The 13702-nt window shown below is 66.5% G+C and carries 13 protein-coding genes and 1 pseudogene; 3 read left to right on the top strand and 11 right to left on the bottom strand.

What is annotated here, in order from left to right; genetic code table 11:
• Positions 1-18 precede the first annotated feature (18 nt).
• Positions 19-1098: pseudogene (gene arsB / locus ACZY0X_RS12175) on the bottom strand (ACR3 family arsenite efflux transporter); the annotation flags it as partial.
• A complete protein-coding gene (locus ACZY0X_RS12170) occupies positions 1095-1544 on the bottom strand; it encodes an ArsI/CadI family heavy metal resistance metalloenzyme (RefSeq protein WP_463770734.1) in 450 nt (149 codons plus the stop codon). The gene ACZY0X_RS12170 and the pseudogene arsB, both read right to left, overlap by 4 nt.
• A 99-nt stretch (positions 1545-1643) precedes the next feature.
• Here ACZY0X_RS12170 and ACZY0X_RS12165 point away from each other — a divergent pair, with 99 nt between their 5' ends.
• Both ACZY0X_RS12165 and ACZY0X_RS12160 read left to right on the top strand, forming a co-directional pair.
• Positions 1644-2003 (top strand): Rv2640c family ArsR-like transcriptional regulator, encoded by a 360-nt coding sequence (locus ACZY0X_RS12165; protein ID WP_463770732.1) that lies wholly within the window; start codon positions 1644-1646, stop codon positions 2001-2003.
• Positions 2004-2106: 103 nt separating this feature from the next.
• Positions 2107-2916: an alpha/beta fold hydrolase gene (locus tag ACZY0X_RS12160; RefSeq protein ID WP_463770731.1), complete on the top strand. Its 810-nt coding sequence runs from the start codon at positions 2107-2109 to the stop codon at positions 2914-2916.
• 45 nt (positions 2917-2961) lie between these two features.
• Here ACZY0X_RS12160 and ACZY0X_RS12155 read toward each other — a convergent pair whose 3' ends face one another.
• Genes ACZY0X_RS12155 through ACZY0X_RS12130 form a run of 6 tightly spaced genes read right to left on the bottom strand, consistent with a single transcriptional unit; the run spans position 2962 to position 9000 of the window.
• Positions 2962-3630 carry an SIMPL domain-containing protein gene (locus ACZY0X_RS12155; RefSeq protein ID WP_463770729.1) on the bottom strand — a complete coding sequence of 223 codons (669 nt, stop codon included), beginning with the start codon at positions 3628-3630 and terminating at the stop codon, positions 2962-2964.
• A gap of 48 nt (positions 3631-3678) precedes the next feature.
• A complete protein-coding gene (locus tag ACZY0X_RS12150) occupies positions 3679-4938 on the bottom strand; it encodes an ethanolamine utilization protein EutH (protein WP_463770727.1) in 1260 nt (419 codons plus the stop codon).
• 42 nt (positions 4939-4980) lie between these two features.
• Positions 4981-5205, bottom strand: a complete 225-nt coding sequence (locus ACZY0X_RS12145) for a hypothetical protein (RefSeq protein WP_463770726.1) — start codon at positions 5203-5205, stop codon at positions 4981-4983.
• Between the two features lie 2 nt (positions 5206-5207).
• The gene (locus ACZY0X_RS12140; protein ID WP_463770724.1) at positions 5208-6002 is read right to left on the bottom strand and encodes an FAD-dependent oxidoreductase; all 795 of its coding nucleotides are present in this window, start codon (positions 6000-6002) and stop codon (positions 5208-5210) included.
• Positions 5999-7453, bottom strand: a complete 1455-nt coding sequence (locus tag ACZY0X_RS12135) for an FAD-dependent oxidoreductase (RefSeq protein WP_463770723.1) — start codon at positions 7451-7453, stop codon at positions 5999-6001. The genes ACZY0X_RS12140 and ACZY0X_RS12135 overlap by 4 nt, the downstream gene beginning before the upstream one ends.
• Positions 7453-9000, bottom strand: coding sequence for an FGGY family carbohydrate kinase (locus tag ACZY0X_RS12130; protein ID WP_463770721.1), 1548 nt, complete (start codon positions 8998-9000; stop codon positions 7453-7455). The genes ACZY0X_RS12135 and ACZY0X_RS12130 overlap by 1 nt, the downstream gene beginning before the upstream one ends.
• A gap of 110 nt (positions 9001-9110) precedes the next feature.
• Between ACZY0X_RS12130 and ACZY0X_RS12125 the strand changes: the two genes are divergently transcribed.
• Complete coding sequence (locus ACZY0X_RS12125) at positions 9111-9884, top strand: DeoR/GlpR family DNA-binding transcription regulator (protein WP_463770720.1); 774 nt, start codon at positions 9111-9113, stop codon at positions 9882-9884.
• Positions 9885-9900: 16 nt separating this feature from the next.
• Here the strand turns inward: ACZY0X_RS12125 and ACZY0X_RS12120 are convergent, their stop codons facing one another.
• The 3 genes from ACZY0X_RS12120 to ACZY0X_RS12110 are packed head-to-tail and all read right to left on the bottom strand — an operon-like array spanning position 9901 to position 13537.
• A complete protein-coding gene (locus ACZY0X_RS12120; RefSeq protein WP_463770719.1) occupies positions 9901-10692 on the bottom strand; it encodes a bestrophin-like domain in 792 nt (263 codons plus the stop codon).
• Positions 10689-12089, bottom strand: coding sequence for an FAD-binding oxidoreductase (locus ACZY0X_RS12115; RefSeq protein WP_463770717.1), 1401 nt, complete (start codon positions 12087-12089; stop codon positions 10689-10691). The genes ACZY0X_RS12120 and ACZY0X_RS12115 overlap by 4 nt, the downstream gene beginning before the upstream one ends.
• On the bottom strand, positions 12086-13537 hold the full coding sequence (locus ACZY0X_RS12110) for an APC family permease (RefSeq protein WP_463770715.1): 1452 nt from the start codon (positions 13535-13537) through the stop codon (positions 12086-12088). Before ACZY0X_RS12110 ends, ACZY0X_RS12115 begins: the two co-directional genes overlap by 4 nt.
• Between the last annotated feature and the right edge of the window lie 165 nt (positions 13538-13702).

Genomic DNA, 13702 nt, shown 5'->3' with positions numbered 1-13702 from the left:
GCTCCGATCGGAAGCGGGAGTTGGTGATTCCGCGTCGGTCGTGAACCGGCGCCGCAGTGCCAGCGAGACGTAGACCAATCCAACGAGCACTGGGACCTCGATAAGCGGACCGACGACACCGGCGAGCGCTTGCCCAGACGTTGCGCCGTAGGTGGCGATGGCGACGGCGATCGCGAGTTCGAAGTTGTTGCCCGCAGCGGTGAACGCCAATGTCGTGGTGCGCTGATAGCCCAGGCCGAGGACCGCGCCGAGCAGATAGCCGCCACCCCACATGACGGCGAAGTACACCAGCAGCGGCAGCGCGATGCGTGCGACGTCCAGCGGACGGCTGGTGATCTGATCACCTTGCAGCGCAAAGAGAATGACAATGGTGAACAACAGCCCGTACAGCGCCCACGGGCCGATTCTCGGCAGGAACGTGGCCTCGTACCAGGACCGGCCCTTGACCCTCTCCCCCACCCGGCGTGACAGGTAGCCCGCCAACAGCGGAATGCCCAGGAAGATGAGCACCGACTTGGCGATCTGCCATGGCGACGTGCTGATCGTGGTCTGCTCCAGGCCGAGCCACCCGGGCAGCACCGAGAGGTAGAACCAGCCGAGCAGCGCGAACATGACGACCTGGAAGATCGAGTTCAGCGCGACCAGGACCGCGGCCGCCTCCCTGTCGCCGCAGGCGAGGTCGTTCCAGATGATCACCATGGCGATGCAGCGAGCCAGTCCGACGATGATCAGCCCGGTCCGGTACTCGGGTAGATCCGGTAGCAACAGCCAGGCCAACGCGAACATCAGCGCGGGGCCGAGCACCCAGTTCAGGATCAGCGAGCTGACCAGGAGCCTGCGGTCGCCGGTGACGGTGTCGAGCCTGTCATAGCGAACCTTGGCCAGAACCGGGTACATCATGATCAACAGCCCCAGCGCGATCGGCAGCGAGATGCCGTCGATCTGAACGCGATCCAGCGCGGTGTTCAATCCCGGGATCTGCCGCCCCAGCAGCAGGCCGACGGCCATCGCCAGGCCGATCCACACCGGCAGGAATCGGTCGAGCAGCGACAGCCTCTCGACCACAGCGGGGTGGCCGGCCCCCACCGCGTTGGTCACGCGGTTGCAGCGGTCCCACCGCAGCAGACACCGCCCTCGGCAGTTCCGCCCTCGGCGTGCTCAGGACTGGTCCCGAAGGTGTCGGAGTCGGCGAGCACGGTGTAGACCTCCCACTTCTCCCCGGCGGGCCCGGTGACCCAGACCTTGTCCTGGGTGGCGAAGCAGCACGTGGTGCCGATCTCCTCGTCGGTGAACAGACCCTCACCGGTGAGCCGGGCGATCTCGGCGTGCACGGTCTCGCTGGACTCCACCTCGACACCCAGGTGGTTGATGGTGCCGCCCTTGCCGGGGTTCTCCAGGAGCACCAGTTTCAGCGGCGGCTCGGCGACGGCGAAGTTCGCGTACCCCTCCTTGACCTTGGCGGGCGGGGTGTTGAAGAGCTTGGTGTAGAACGTGATCGCCGCATCGAGGTCATCGACGTTGAGGGCGAGTTGCATCCTGGACATGGCGGGCCTTCCTACCTGTGTGACTTATATCGAAGTAGCGCGCACCGGCCAGCATGCCACCTTTTTGATATATGTCAACCTTCGTGGCATCATCGAGGAATGCCCAAGGCTCTGCCGACCATCGACATGTCCGCTCCGGTCTGCTGCGCGCCAGTGGCGGCGGGTCCCATGAGCGACGAGGATGCACTCGAGGTCGCGCTGCGCCTCAAGGCGCTCGCCGATCCGGCCAGGGTGAAGATCATGTCCTATCTCTTCAGTTCCCCAGCGGGAGAGGAGAACAGCGGCGACCTCGCGGCGGTGCTCGGCCTGACCGAGTCCACCGTCAGCCATCACCTCGCCCAACTCCGGCGGGCCGGCCTGGTCGACTCCGACCGGCGCGGCATGAACGTCTACCACCGGGCTCACCGCGACGCAGTCGTGGCGCTGTGCACCGTGCTGGACCCCAACTGCTGCACCTGATCGCTCCGCTCACCCGATGTGAGAGGGTATGACGATGGCCCACCTCTCGCCGTTTCGAGATCCGGGAGCGAGGGCGCGGTTCCTTGCGAGTTACGAAGCGGTCATGGATGACTGGCCCGTGCCCCGGGAGGAAGTGGACGTCAGTTCAGCGTTTGGGATGACGCACGTCGTGGCCAGCGGCAGTCTCTCCGCTCCCCCGCTCATCCTCCTGCATGGTGCGAACACGACGTCCGCGGTGTGGAGGCCGATCATCACGACGCTCAGCAGCTCGTATCGCTGCTTCTGCATCGACACGATCACCGACGCCAACAAGAGCGTCGCCACCAAACCCGTTCGCCGAGCGGAGGATTACGTCAGCTGGCTGCGGCAGACCTTGGACGCACTTGGTGTCGAGACGGCCAGGCTGGCGGGCTTCTCATATGGCGGATGGTTAGCGGCCCTCTTCACGCTGCACGCACCAGAACGCGTGAGCCATCTGTCGGTGCTCGGCCCCGCCGCGACCCTGGATCCCATCCCCATCCACTTCTTCCTCAGATCGTTCTCGACGGGACTTCTGCGTTCACCCGCCCTGGCAGATCGCTTCTTGCAGTGGATGTCGGCAACGCCCAACGCGACGTCGGACCCCATCATGGCTCTGATCGCGGACTGCATGACCGCCTCCCGACCACTACGCCGAGAAGTACTGCCGCCGAGAGTGTTCAGTGACGCTGACCTCGGCCGACTCACCGTGCCGGTGACCGTCCTGATCGGCGATCAGGACATCGTTTACCGGCGCGGACCCGATGTCGCCCTGCAACGGGCACGCACCCAGATTCCCAATGTGCACGCCGAGCTGCTGCCGGGCGCGAACCACACCCAGATGCTCGACCGCCCCGACTTGGTGGTCACCGCGATGATGTCATCCATGGCCTGAGGCGCCCGATACGGCTGACCGACTCACGGCTGAAGCCGGTGGTCGCTACACGGCCCCGAACCGCGCATCCACCGACGCTGAGATCTCGATGTCCTCTGGCGCGAATTCGACGGTCGCACCCGGGGCGGACATCGCACTGGCCCGAAGGTACCCACCAGCGGGACCGCCCGGGGGCCGGGGTTCGACGCCGAGCATCCCGGCGTCGGCGATGGCGACCGGCCGGATCGCACCAAGCCCGAGCGCGTCGGCGTACTGCTGGGCACGTGTGACGGCATCGACTACGGCCGCGGTCCGAGCGTCCTTGAGCAGCTCGTCACGACGGGTCGACGTCAGCGCCCACTCGATGCGTTCGACGCGAAATCCCTCGATGGTGGCGATGTGCTCACCGATCCACCGCGACAGCGCGCTGAAGTCCCGGAACTTCACCTCCACACCGACACTGGCGTGGTGGACCAGGGGCAGTTGCTTGCCCTCGTTGTTCCACGGGCGATTCGACCATGTGTGCAGCTGCTCGGCCGACCACCAGGTGACCTCGCCACGGTCGCCGTCCTTGAGTGGGACGATCGACGCCTGCACGGTCTCCAGGTCGCGTGCGACCCGCTCGTAGACCGAATCCATCGCGGGGCCCTCGTAGGCGATCGAGGTGTGGACCGTCGCCCTCTCGGGTGGTTCAAACGCCGAGAAGGATCCGCGCACGGTGATGTCGGTTGGCATGAACGAAACCTAGCCGCCTCGACCCGCACCCGCTGCGATGCCGACAAACTATGTCAGCGTGACTTCGTCCACGTCATCGTCAAGAACCTCGGCGTCGTCTGCTTCCTGTTGTGCGCGTTCACGTTCGATGCGCTGTGCCGTGGGTACCGCGATCCACACCGCGAGCAGCATCGCGGTGATGCCGGCGACGATCTTGCCGATCATCAGCGGACCGATCAGGTTGGGCTGGAAGTTGGCCGTGAACGCCAGGTGGTCACCGATCAGTGCCGAACAGGTGGTTCCGAACGCGACGACAAGAACCTTGTCCTTGGCCGGCATGTCCTTGATCAGGTGGAAGGCGGCGAGCATGTTGGTGGTCGCGGCGAGCAGCCCGGTCGTGCCCTCTGTGCTGATGCCCAGCCGCTTGCCGACCGCGGTCAGCGGCTTGTCGGCATAGGTCCGGATCGCGTAGACCAACGGGAACGCACCGGCGAGCACGATCGCGATGTTGCCGACCACTTCCAGCGGAGCCATCTGGCCCTCGGCCGCAACGATGATCGGCTCAAAGCCCCACCAGCTGAACGTGGAACTGAAGAAGCCGGTGACATGTTCGACGATCGCGACGGCAAGGACCAGATAGATCGCGGCATTGAGACCCCTACCGAACCAGATGAATCCGGTGACCATCGCCCGGGTGAAGAAGTAGAGGCCGATCGCGATGGCCACGGTCACGAGCATCACCGGCAACAGGTTGATCAGGACGTCCCAGAACGAGAACCCGTCGAGGGTGGCCGTCGACGGGCCATCGGTGGCGACGTCGGGACGCAGGGGCGTACCCGTGGCCAGCAGAATGCCCATGGTCACGATGACACCGACCGGAATGGTGAGGATGCCGCTCATGATCCCCAGGGCGAAGTACTTGTGGTCACGGACGTTGAGGATCGCCAGCCCGACCGGGATGATGTACGAGATCGTCGCACCAGCCAGGAATCCGGTGATGGTCGCCGTCATCCACACACCGTGAGAGTCGGCGGTCCGCTCGGCGAGCTGATAGCCGCCCATGTCGGTGGCGATCAGCGTGGTCGCTGCCATCGCCGCATCCGCGCCGAACGGCTCGTACAGCTTTCCGAGCACGTGCTCGACGAGCCAGGCCAGGTAGGGAAGGCCGGCCATGATGCCGGCGACCGGGATGAACAGCGGTCCAAGGGCGTACAGCCCCTCCTTGAACTCGCGTCCTATCCCCCGATCACCACGGAATGCCAGTGCGCACGCACCGATGAGTACGAACGCCATCATGAGATAGATGACGGCATTGCCGAGTTGGGCCATGGGCGGTTCTTCCTTCCGAGCGTTGAATGGTGGGTGGGGCTGTTAAACGTTGCGGGGCTTGTTTTTCCGTCGACGTCCGATGACGGCAGTGAGCAGCGCACCGACCGCCGCGGCGAGTACGCCGATCCGGACGGGCGGCGGTATGTCGCTGATGCCGACCTCGATCCGAGCCGGCCAGGTGCCCATTCGTCCTTCGGCGACCAGGTGTGATCCCTCGAGCCGGATTCGTTCGAAGGTGTAGGGGAACTCGCCGACGGGCGATGTCACTTTCATTGGGGTAGTCCGATCCTGGGAGTGACTGGGACGTGGGGCAACTGGTGGCTGGCCTGCCCGAGGGCTTGATGCGCGGAGCGAATCCCGATCCGGCCTGCGGGCTCGTGCTCATCGGTGAGGCGCTGCGCGAACACGACCGGCGCGTCGTCGAGGATCGCGCCGTCGATGTTGCGATACGGCACCGGAGCCGCACCGAGGATCAGACAATCGCAGGCGAGGTGTTGACTCTCGGTCTCGGACTCGACTGTCACACCGGCGATCCTGGGCATGCCATGTGTCGCCGAGATCCGGGCGCCCACACCGATCGACACGACCGACGCCGCTGGCGACGGACCCGAGTTCAGCTCGGCCGCGCATTCGGCCGACCAGTGCGACGTGCCGGCGATGATCACGTTGTCGCCCAGGTGGACTTGTTGTTTGAGCAGATGCAGGGCCAGCGTGGCCGGCAGGACGCCGGCACACCGGTCCCCGTTGATGCCGAGTTCGGTCCGCGTCGATGGCCGGTGCCCGGTGGCGACGACAAGTGCGTCGGCGGGCGCGATGCCGCCCTGTTCGCCGACCGCGAGCAGTCGGTCACCCTCCCAGCGGATCACCTGGGTGCCCGCACAGAACCGGACACCGTTGGTGAGGGCCTGGCGGACGAGACGGCGGTGCTCGTGATCCTCCCAGTGCTCGCCGCCCGGAACGGGTAGCCGCTCATAGACCGTGACGTCGGCGGAGGCACTGAGCGTGACCGCACTGTGCAGGCCGGCCAATCCGGATCCGGCGATGGCGATATGCGCTTTGGTCATTTCGTGTCCGCCTGCCACTGAGAGTCCGGTTCGCCCTGGCGGATCTGCCCCGGTTGTTCGCCGGTGGATGCGGAGAGGATGAAGCTGACGCCGACCGAGCAGTAGGCGCCCTGACAGCGGCCCGCCATCGCACGGGTCCGCTTGCGGATCCCGTCGAGTGAGGTGGCGGGCACCGGGCCGCGACATTCGGCGGCGATCTCCGCGGCGGTGACGTGCTCGCAGGCGCACACGACCATCGGGTGCTCGTCAGGCGCGGCGCACGGGCGGGTGGCGAAGTCGATCGCCGCGTCATCGGTGGTGGATTCGGCCAGTCGGGGCAGCGCGGCGACGGCCGTCTTGGCGTCCGCCTTGGGGGTCAAGTCGATGATGTTGCGGTTGACGAGATCAGCGACGTAGCGCGCCACCGCCGGCGCCGACGACACACCGGTCGAGCGTATTCCGTTGGCGTGCACCAGGTTGGGTACCTTCGGCGAGACCTCAAGACGGTAGGTCGTATCGCTGGCCGGGCGCAGGCCGGAGAAGGCCTTGGTGACGTAGCGACGGCTGATGTCGGGGAGCAGTCGCTGGGCACGCTCCCAGACGGAGTCGAGCGTGTCGGCGTCCGTCGTCTTGTCGGCGCGGTCCAGCCCGTCAACCGCGGTGGGACCGACCAGGACCGTCCGATTGGTGGTCGGAACCGCGTAGATCCCGCGGGTGTGCGGCGTGGGTGCGGTGCACATGATCTTGGGGACGAGGTGCCCCACCGCGCGGTCGAGCAACAGGAACTGCCCCTTGCGTGGCCACATGGTGAGGGGCTCGGCGTCCGCGGCATCGGCGATCCGGTCGGCGTTGACGCCTGCGGCGTTGACGACCGCACCGACTGATACCGCCCCTCCTGGGGTGACGACGTGGCTGATCTCACCGGACTCGTGGTGCCAGAAGCCGGTGACCGGCGCGCAGCGGCGCAGGTCGACGCCGTTGGACACCGCGAGTTTGGCCAGGCCGATGGTCAGCCTGATCGGATCGATGATGCCCTCCGCGGGCACATGGAGCGCCTGCACTGCGGTGGGTGCGGCCGTCTTGGCCTCCCGCCGCAGTGCGGCACCGGACAGGAACTCGGTGTCGACGCCGACGTCTGCGGCCTGGGCGGCTAGCTGCTGCAGGGATTGCGCGTCGTCGTCATCGAAGGCCAGCGATAGCGCGCCGATGCGGCGGAACGGTACATCCAGTGCGCGGCAGAGGTTCTCCCAGTCGGGGTTGGACTCCAGAATCAGTTGTGATTCCAGGCTTCCCGCCGGCATGTCGAAGCCAGTGCAGGCAATGGCCGAGTTGGCCTTGCTCGCTCCCTCGGCGACGTCGTGGGCGGCTTCGAACCAGACCACGCGCACGTCGTGGCGGGACAGTTCGGCGGCGATGGCCGCCCCGATCACACCCGCTCCGATGATGGCGATGTCGTAATGCTGTGTGCTCATCAAATCCGTTCCTCGGACCGCCGATGGGCGGCTGCTATCAGGGCCGGCGGTTCCAGGGCCGGTGTCGCCTCGACGAACTCACGCCACCTGGCTCGCTCGAGGTCCCGTTGGCTCTCGGGCAGTGTGGGTTCGACGGTGTGGGTGAATTTCGCTCGCGCTGCGAGTCCGGTCAGATCCAGTTCGCCGGCGCCGATCGCGGCCAGGCCGGCCACCCCCGCCGCGGTGTTGTCGTGGTGATCGGCGATGGCGATGGGCCGTCCGCAGAGATCCGCCTGGCGCTGCATGAGCACCTTGTTGGCGCTCAACCCGCCGTCGGCGCGCAGCGTCGCGGCCGCCCCCAGCTCGGCGTCGATGGAGTCGACGACGTCGGTGACACGGTGCGCGATCCCGTCGACGACGGCGAACGCCAGGTCTTCCCGAGTCGTTGAGGCTCGCAGGCAGGACAGCACGCCGGCGGCCTCAGGCCGCCACCACGGCGCGCCGATACCGGTGAAACTCGGCAGGAAGAGCGGGTGTTGCATGCGCAGGTCATGGTCAGACACCGCCGCGGCGGCGGCCGCCAGCGCGGTGACCTCCGAGGCGTCCCGCGCGAGTCCGAGGCTGGCCAGCCAGTCGACGGCGGTGGCGGCACTGAAGACACCACCTTCGATGGCCCATGCCTTGGGTTCGCCGGGCACCGTCCACCCGTAGGTCGGCATGAGGCCGTGTCCTGGGCGTCGCGGCTGGGCACCGACGTTGGTGTCGATGAAACAGCCTGTGCCATAGGTGATCTTGGTGTCTCCCGGATTGATGGCACCGAGGGCGGCCAGTGCCGCCAGTTGGTCGACGGCGATGGCGTACAGCGGTGCACCAAGCGTGGTCGGTAGTGGTTCGGGCAGGACGGAGTCGACGATGGTCGGCAACAGGTCGATGTCGATGCCGAATGCGGCCGCAGTTGCGGGGTCGAAGCGCAATTCGTCGAGGGCCACTAGCTGGGTGCGGCTGGCGGTCGACGGATCGGTCAGGTAGGCCCCGCCCGCCAGTCGGTGAACGAAGAACGCGTCGAGTGTGCCGATGGCAAGGTTCCCGGACGCCGCCGCGGCGGCCACTTCCGGGAGGTTCTGCAGGGCCCATGCGATCCGGGCCGCGGAGTAGTAGGGGTCCAGCCGTAGCCCGGTGACCTGTTCGATCCGTGCCGCCGAGGGCGTCGCCAGCACGCTGTCGACTATCGCGCTGGCGCGACGGTCGGACCACAGGATCGCCGCCGAGAGCGGTTCGCCGGTGCGGCGGTCGAACGCGATGATTGATTCGCCCTGATTGGCAAGACCGATGCCAGCCAGTTCGGCACCCGGCAGCGATGCTACGGCTTCGCGGACGGTGTCCTCGATGGCGGCGAGGAGGGCATTGCCGTCCTGCTCATCCCAACCGGGACGCGGGTGCCTGGTCACTGACTGGCGCCGAGCGGACGCGACACAGGCACCGGAGTCGTCGTAGAGATTGGTCCGGGTACTCGTGGTGCCCTGGTCGACACCCGCCCACACGCGGACCGGTGTTTGGTGCGCCACCATTCGTGAACCTCCCAATCGAGACGACGATCACACGATAGAATCATAACCGATCATTTCTGACAACTTGATGATCGATACTGATCGTTAGTGATCATCAGTAGAGTGCATCTGTGCCCGACCAACACGCCGAGGAGCGCACCGCGCACCTACTGGATCTGCTCTCGCGCCAACAGTTCGCATCCATCGACGACATGCAGCGTGCAACCGGCGCAAGCGCCCCGACGATTCGCCGCGATCTGGCGGCACTGGAGAAGCGTGGATTGGTCAGACGCGTCCGAGGGGGCGCGTCGCTGACGACGTCCTCCAGCACGCTGGACGAGGCCTTCGAGCTTCGGCGCAAGCGTAACGCGCGCGAGAAGGGCGCCATCGCGCTGGCGGCATCGAAGTTGGTCGATCCGCCGTCATCGCTGCTACTCAACGACGGCAGCACGACGCTCGCACTGGCCGAGGAGTTGGTCTCGCAGGCAAAACCGTTGTGGGTGGCCACATCTGCACTCAACCTCGGCGAGCGCCTTGCCAGTGTCTCGGCCATCGAGGTGGTGGTGATCGGCGGAGCGTTGCGGGCGTCCTCGTTCGGCACCAGTGGCCCTCTGGCCACCGCGGCGCTGTCTCAGATCACCGTCGACACGACGTTCCTCGGTTGCGACGGAATCGATCTCGAACTCGGGCCGCGCTACAACAGCCTCCTCGACGCGGAGGTCGCGGCAGCGATGGCTCGACAGGGACGGCGGGTTGTGGTGCTCGCGGACGGCAACAAGGTCGGGCAGCGCTCCCGCGCCGGATCCATCGACTGGTCAGACGTCGACGTGCTGGTAACCAATCAGGTGGGGCCCGAATGGCAGGAGCGCCTTCGCGCCGCTGACGTCGAGGTGATCCAGGTCTAGCCGCTATTCCAGGCCGCTACGTAACGAGTTGGGACAGAACCCATTCCACTTCCTGCAGCGGGTCTGAGGATGTCGAAATCGTTCCGACGTACGGGTGCGACAGTTCCAGTACGAGAAAGAGGTTGGCGGCGACGATCGTGCCGACGATGGCCACCATCGGGTAGTGCAGCACGGGTCGTTCGACGCCGTAGATGACGACGGTGCCGACCACCATCGCACTCGTCAGGAAGATCACCACCCACAGCGGCCAGGGCGGTCCGGTGTCGTCGCGAGCCGTGAGCACTCGCACGGTCCGCGCCTGACTGACCTTGTCCAGGTTCGCAAACGACGTCGCGAGCATCTTCTGCTGGGTGTCGGTAGTGGCCTTGACCTGGCCATAGGCGGCGTAGAGGCGGGCCAGCGCATTGTCGGCCTCAGGCGAACGAACCTCACCTGCGCGGGTCCACTCGTCCACGGCCGCCCGCTCGTAGTCCAAGAGACTCTGCCGGACGCGATCTCGGTCTACGGCGTCGAACACGACCGAGTCGCTCGCCATCTGCGCCGCAGCCGCGCCCTCGGCGCGTGCATTGAGGTCTGCGGTGTTGACCTGACCCCACATCGAGGACACCACGAAGCCGATGAAGAACGCGTAGACGAATCCGATGAAGCCGTAGGTGAACTTGGTGACGTCGTTGTGCCCGTCCTGCGTGAGCACCGGGAACCGGCGCCGCAGGTACCTCTGAATAAGCATCGCTCCACCGGCCACGACGACTATCAGGCCGACGAGCAGCAGCCCGGCGGGGATGTGGGTCACGATCCATCGGCTCACGAGTCCCGCCCCTCATCCGGCGTCGGCGCGGGTGGAATGCTCTGCTCGAAGCTGAACACGTTGTGCGGATCGTACTTCGCCTTGATCGTACGGAGACGGTCCAGGTTGGGTCCCCAGTAGGCGCTCCCCCAGTCCGCCGTGCCGACATTCGGCACATTCACGTAGGCGCCATTCACGAAGGGCCGCAACGCCTCGCCGAACTCGTCGATCCAGGACTGGCACGTCGCGGTCAGTGGGTCGGCTGTTGCCGGCAACCCACCACGGGTGCCCCAGCCGGCGCCGGGCTCGGCGTAGAAGAGTGCGTCGCGGTGTGCGAACGCCGCGCCGCCGGCGGGCTCACTACCCGTGACGGCGCCCCCGAGTGCGTTGGCGAAGTAGTTGCAGTCCGGCGTCGGGGCCCTCGACATGAACGAGCCGACCAGGTCGATCGCGGCAGCCGGGAATGGGTGTCTGACGAACTGCGAGAAGAACTTCCAGTTCGCAGGCTCCAGGAGAGTCGGGATCTGGAAACCCGCGTAGGTGTCGGCCCAGCTGGCTCTCGTCGACGACACAGCCGGACTGCCCACCGACAGGATCGGCGCCAGCAGCCGCATCGCCTCGTCCTGCGACCCGGATGCGAGAACGCCGATCAGCACGATCTCCTCACGGTGGATCTCGAGCTGGCTCGTGAGTCGGTTGTCGACGTGAGGGGCGGAGCGCTGCCACGCGTCGAAGATATCCGAGAGGTCGTCCAGGCCTGGCCATGTCGCGGTGACGTACACGGTCTGCGGCAGCGGATGAACCCTGTAGGTCAGGGACGTGACGATCCCGAAGTTGCCGTTGCCTGCTCCGCGCAGCGCCCACAGGAGATCGGCGTTCTCGGTCTCGTCGACGGTGATCGCCGTTGCCCCAACGCCGCTCGACGCGAGCACGACCTCTGCTGCCATGAGGTTGTCGCAGGCCATGCCGAAGCTGCGGGTGAGGAGCCCGAAGCCGCCACCCAGCGTCGCGCCGACCAGTCCGACGGTCCCCTCGGTCCCGGTCGGCGCCGCGACGCCGGCCCTGCCGAGTTCGGTCACGGCCTCCAACTGGTTGAACCCGGCGCCGACTGTCGCCGTGTTCGACACCAGGTCGATCGATGCCGACTTCATCTCGCTGACGTCGATCACGATCCCGTTGTCGACGTTGGACCAGCCCTCGAGGCAGTGCCGCCCGCTGCGCACCCGAACCTGGGCACCGTTCTGCCGCCCCCACGTGAGGGCGTTGACCACATCACGCGTCTCCTGGGCGAACACGATCAGCATCGGTTCGTGGGTGAAGAGCAGGTTCCAGCCGGCGCTTGCCGCCAGGTAGCCGGAGTCGGTCGGGCACACGACTCGGCCGGTCAGCCCGGCCGGTCGCACTGTGGCGGAGCTCATTCGGGCGCCTCGGCGTCGAGCACCGCGCGGTTGAACACCAGCATCGTGGCGAAGTAGACGCCGCCGGCGAGGATCAGGCCAAGCACTATCAGGACGGGCACGAACGCGGCCTCGGGGGTGACGAGCACGAAGAGCACGAAGGCCACCCAGATCATGGCCGCGACGGCGACCGGCAGTTCGAAGCGCCCGAGGCTGAACCCGCCCTCCCTGTGCTCCAGGCGTTTACGCACCACCAGGTACAGGATGACAATCGCGCCGTATATGAGTGCGGGCAGGATGGTCGACCCGATGATGAGCTGCAGCAGCGCCTCACCGGGCAGTGCGAGCATGAGGACGATCCCCACGGCCAGGATCACGATGGTCGCCGGCACCGGGGTCTGCGTGCGCGGGTTGACCCGTCGCATCAGGGTGTGCGCCGGGAAGCGCTCGTCACGCGCCATGGCGAACACCTGCCGCGAGCAGGCTGCCATCACCACCATCCCGGCGCCGAACATCGCGAACACCAGGCCTGCCAGCAGGATTCGCTCCGCGACGGGTCCGAGCTGACTGCGGATGATCGCGGCCACCGGTGAACCGCCGGTGCTCACCGCGGTGACGTCCTTAATCGCGACGGTGAGCGCGATCAGGAACACCAGCCCCAGCACACCCGCCGCAACCACCGATGCCACGATCGCGCGCGGAACGCTGCGGAACGGGTCCTTGGCCTCCTCGGCGAGATTGGCTGCGGAGTCAAAGCCGACAAGTGTGGTGAGGCCCATGATCATTCCGGCCATCAACCCGCCGCCAATGGCGAAGTAGTCGGGCGAATCCGCGGTGATGCCGCGGGAGGTGAGATTGTCGACGTCGCCGCTGCCGGTGAACACCATGACGGCCGCCAGGCCGAGCACCAGCACCACGACGATGGCCAGCTCAACACCGACCGCGCCGGAGGTGATCATGCCGAGCAGCCGCGTGGAGGCGATGACCAACGCTGCCTGAACGATCATGATCGCCACGGTGATCAGCCGGGCCGTGCCCTCGTCCTCCGCCATGCCGAGCAGCGGCATGAGCGCTTGGCTGGCCAGCGCATTGTCGAGCGCCACCACGGCGATGGCCAGGTACCAGAAGGTCAACCAGCCGAACAGCCAGCCGATTCTGGGACTCGCCAGCCGCGAAGCCCATTGGTAGGAGGATCCGCTCAACGCGATACGGGCCGCGAACTGCGCGACCACCAGGGCCACCAGACCCTGTCCGACCGCGGCGGCGATCCACAGCCAGATCCCCACCGGACCCGCGCTCACAAGCACGTCGTCATACGTCGCGAAGATGCCGACGGCCACCGAGATGAACGCGAACGAGATCGCGAACACCTGAAACGAGCCCAGAGTTCGCTTCAGCTCCGGCTCGGAGCCACTCCCCTGACTCTGTTCCCGCGCGGTGGCGGGGTCCGCCACGTTCTCTGCCGTCATGAGACAACTGACCTTCCGTGGCGGGTACACGAACAGTAATTGACGGGAGGAGTACATTCGTCCTGAAATTTGCGATTGCGTCAGAATCGACGTCGGCGATCGGGGTGGCATCCACGCCCACCGGCGACGTCGGCCGGGGATCACCGGTCCTGGCAACCGCAGCAG

The organism is Mycobacterium sp. IDUB_39 (genome assembly GCF_055419205.1).
This window is presented reverse-complemented; position numbering and strand designations above follow the sequence as displayed.

Bases quoted from the DNA above. Each gene is read 5' to 3' on its own strand.
- ACZY0X_RS12115 (WP_463770717.1), bottom strand. From the start codon at position 12,089: ATGAGCTCCGCCACAGTGCGACCGGCCGGGCTGACCGGCCGAGTCGTG.
- ACZY0X_RS12155 (WP_463770729.1), bottom strand. From the start codon at position 3,630: ATGCCAACCGACATCACCGTGCGCGGATCCTTCTCGGCGTTTGAACCA.
- ACZY0X_RS12130 (WP_463770721.1), bottom strand. From the start codon at position 9,000: ATGGTGGCGCACCAAACACCGGTCCGCGTGTGGGCGGGTGTCGACCAG.
- ACZY0X_RS12135 (WP_463770723.1), bottom strand. From the start codon at position 7,453: ATGAGCACACAGCATTACGACATCGCCATCATCGGAGCGGGTGTGATC.
- ACZY0X_RS12150 (WP_463770727.1), bottom strand. From the start codon at position 4,938: ATGGCCCAACTCGGCAATGCCGTCATCTATCTCATGATGGCGTTCGTA.
- ACZY0X_RS12140 (WP_463770724.1), bottom strand. From the start codon at position 6,002: ATGACCAAAGCGCATATCGCCATCGCCGGATCCGGATTGGCCGGCCTG.
- ACZY0X_RS12165 (WP_463770732.1), top strand. From the start codon at position 1,644: ATGCCCAAGGCTCTGCCGACCATCGACATGTCCGCTCCGGTCTGCTGC.
- ACZY0X_RS12160 (WP_463770731.1), top strand. From the start codon at position 2,107: ATGGATGACTGGCCCGTGCCCCGGGAGGAAGTGGACGTCAGTTCAGCG.
- ACZY0X_RS12110 (WP_463770715.1), bottom strand. From the start codon at position 13,537: ATGACGGCAGAGAACGTGGCGGACCCCGCCACCGCGCGGGAACAGAGT.
- ACZY0X_RS12170 (WP_463770734.1), bottom strand. From the start codon at position 1,544: ATGTCCAGGATGCAACTCGCCCTCAACGTCGATGACCTCGATGCGGCG.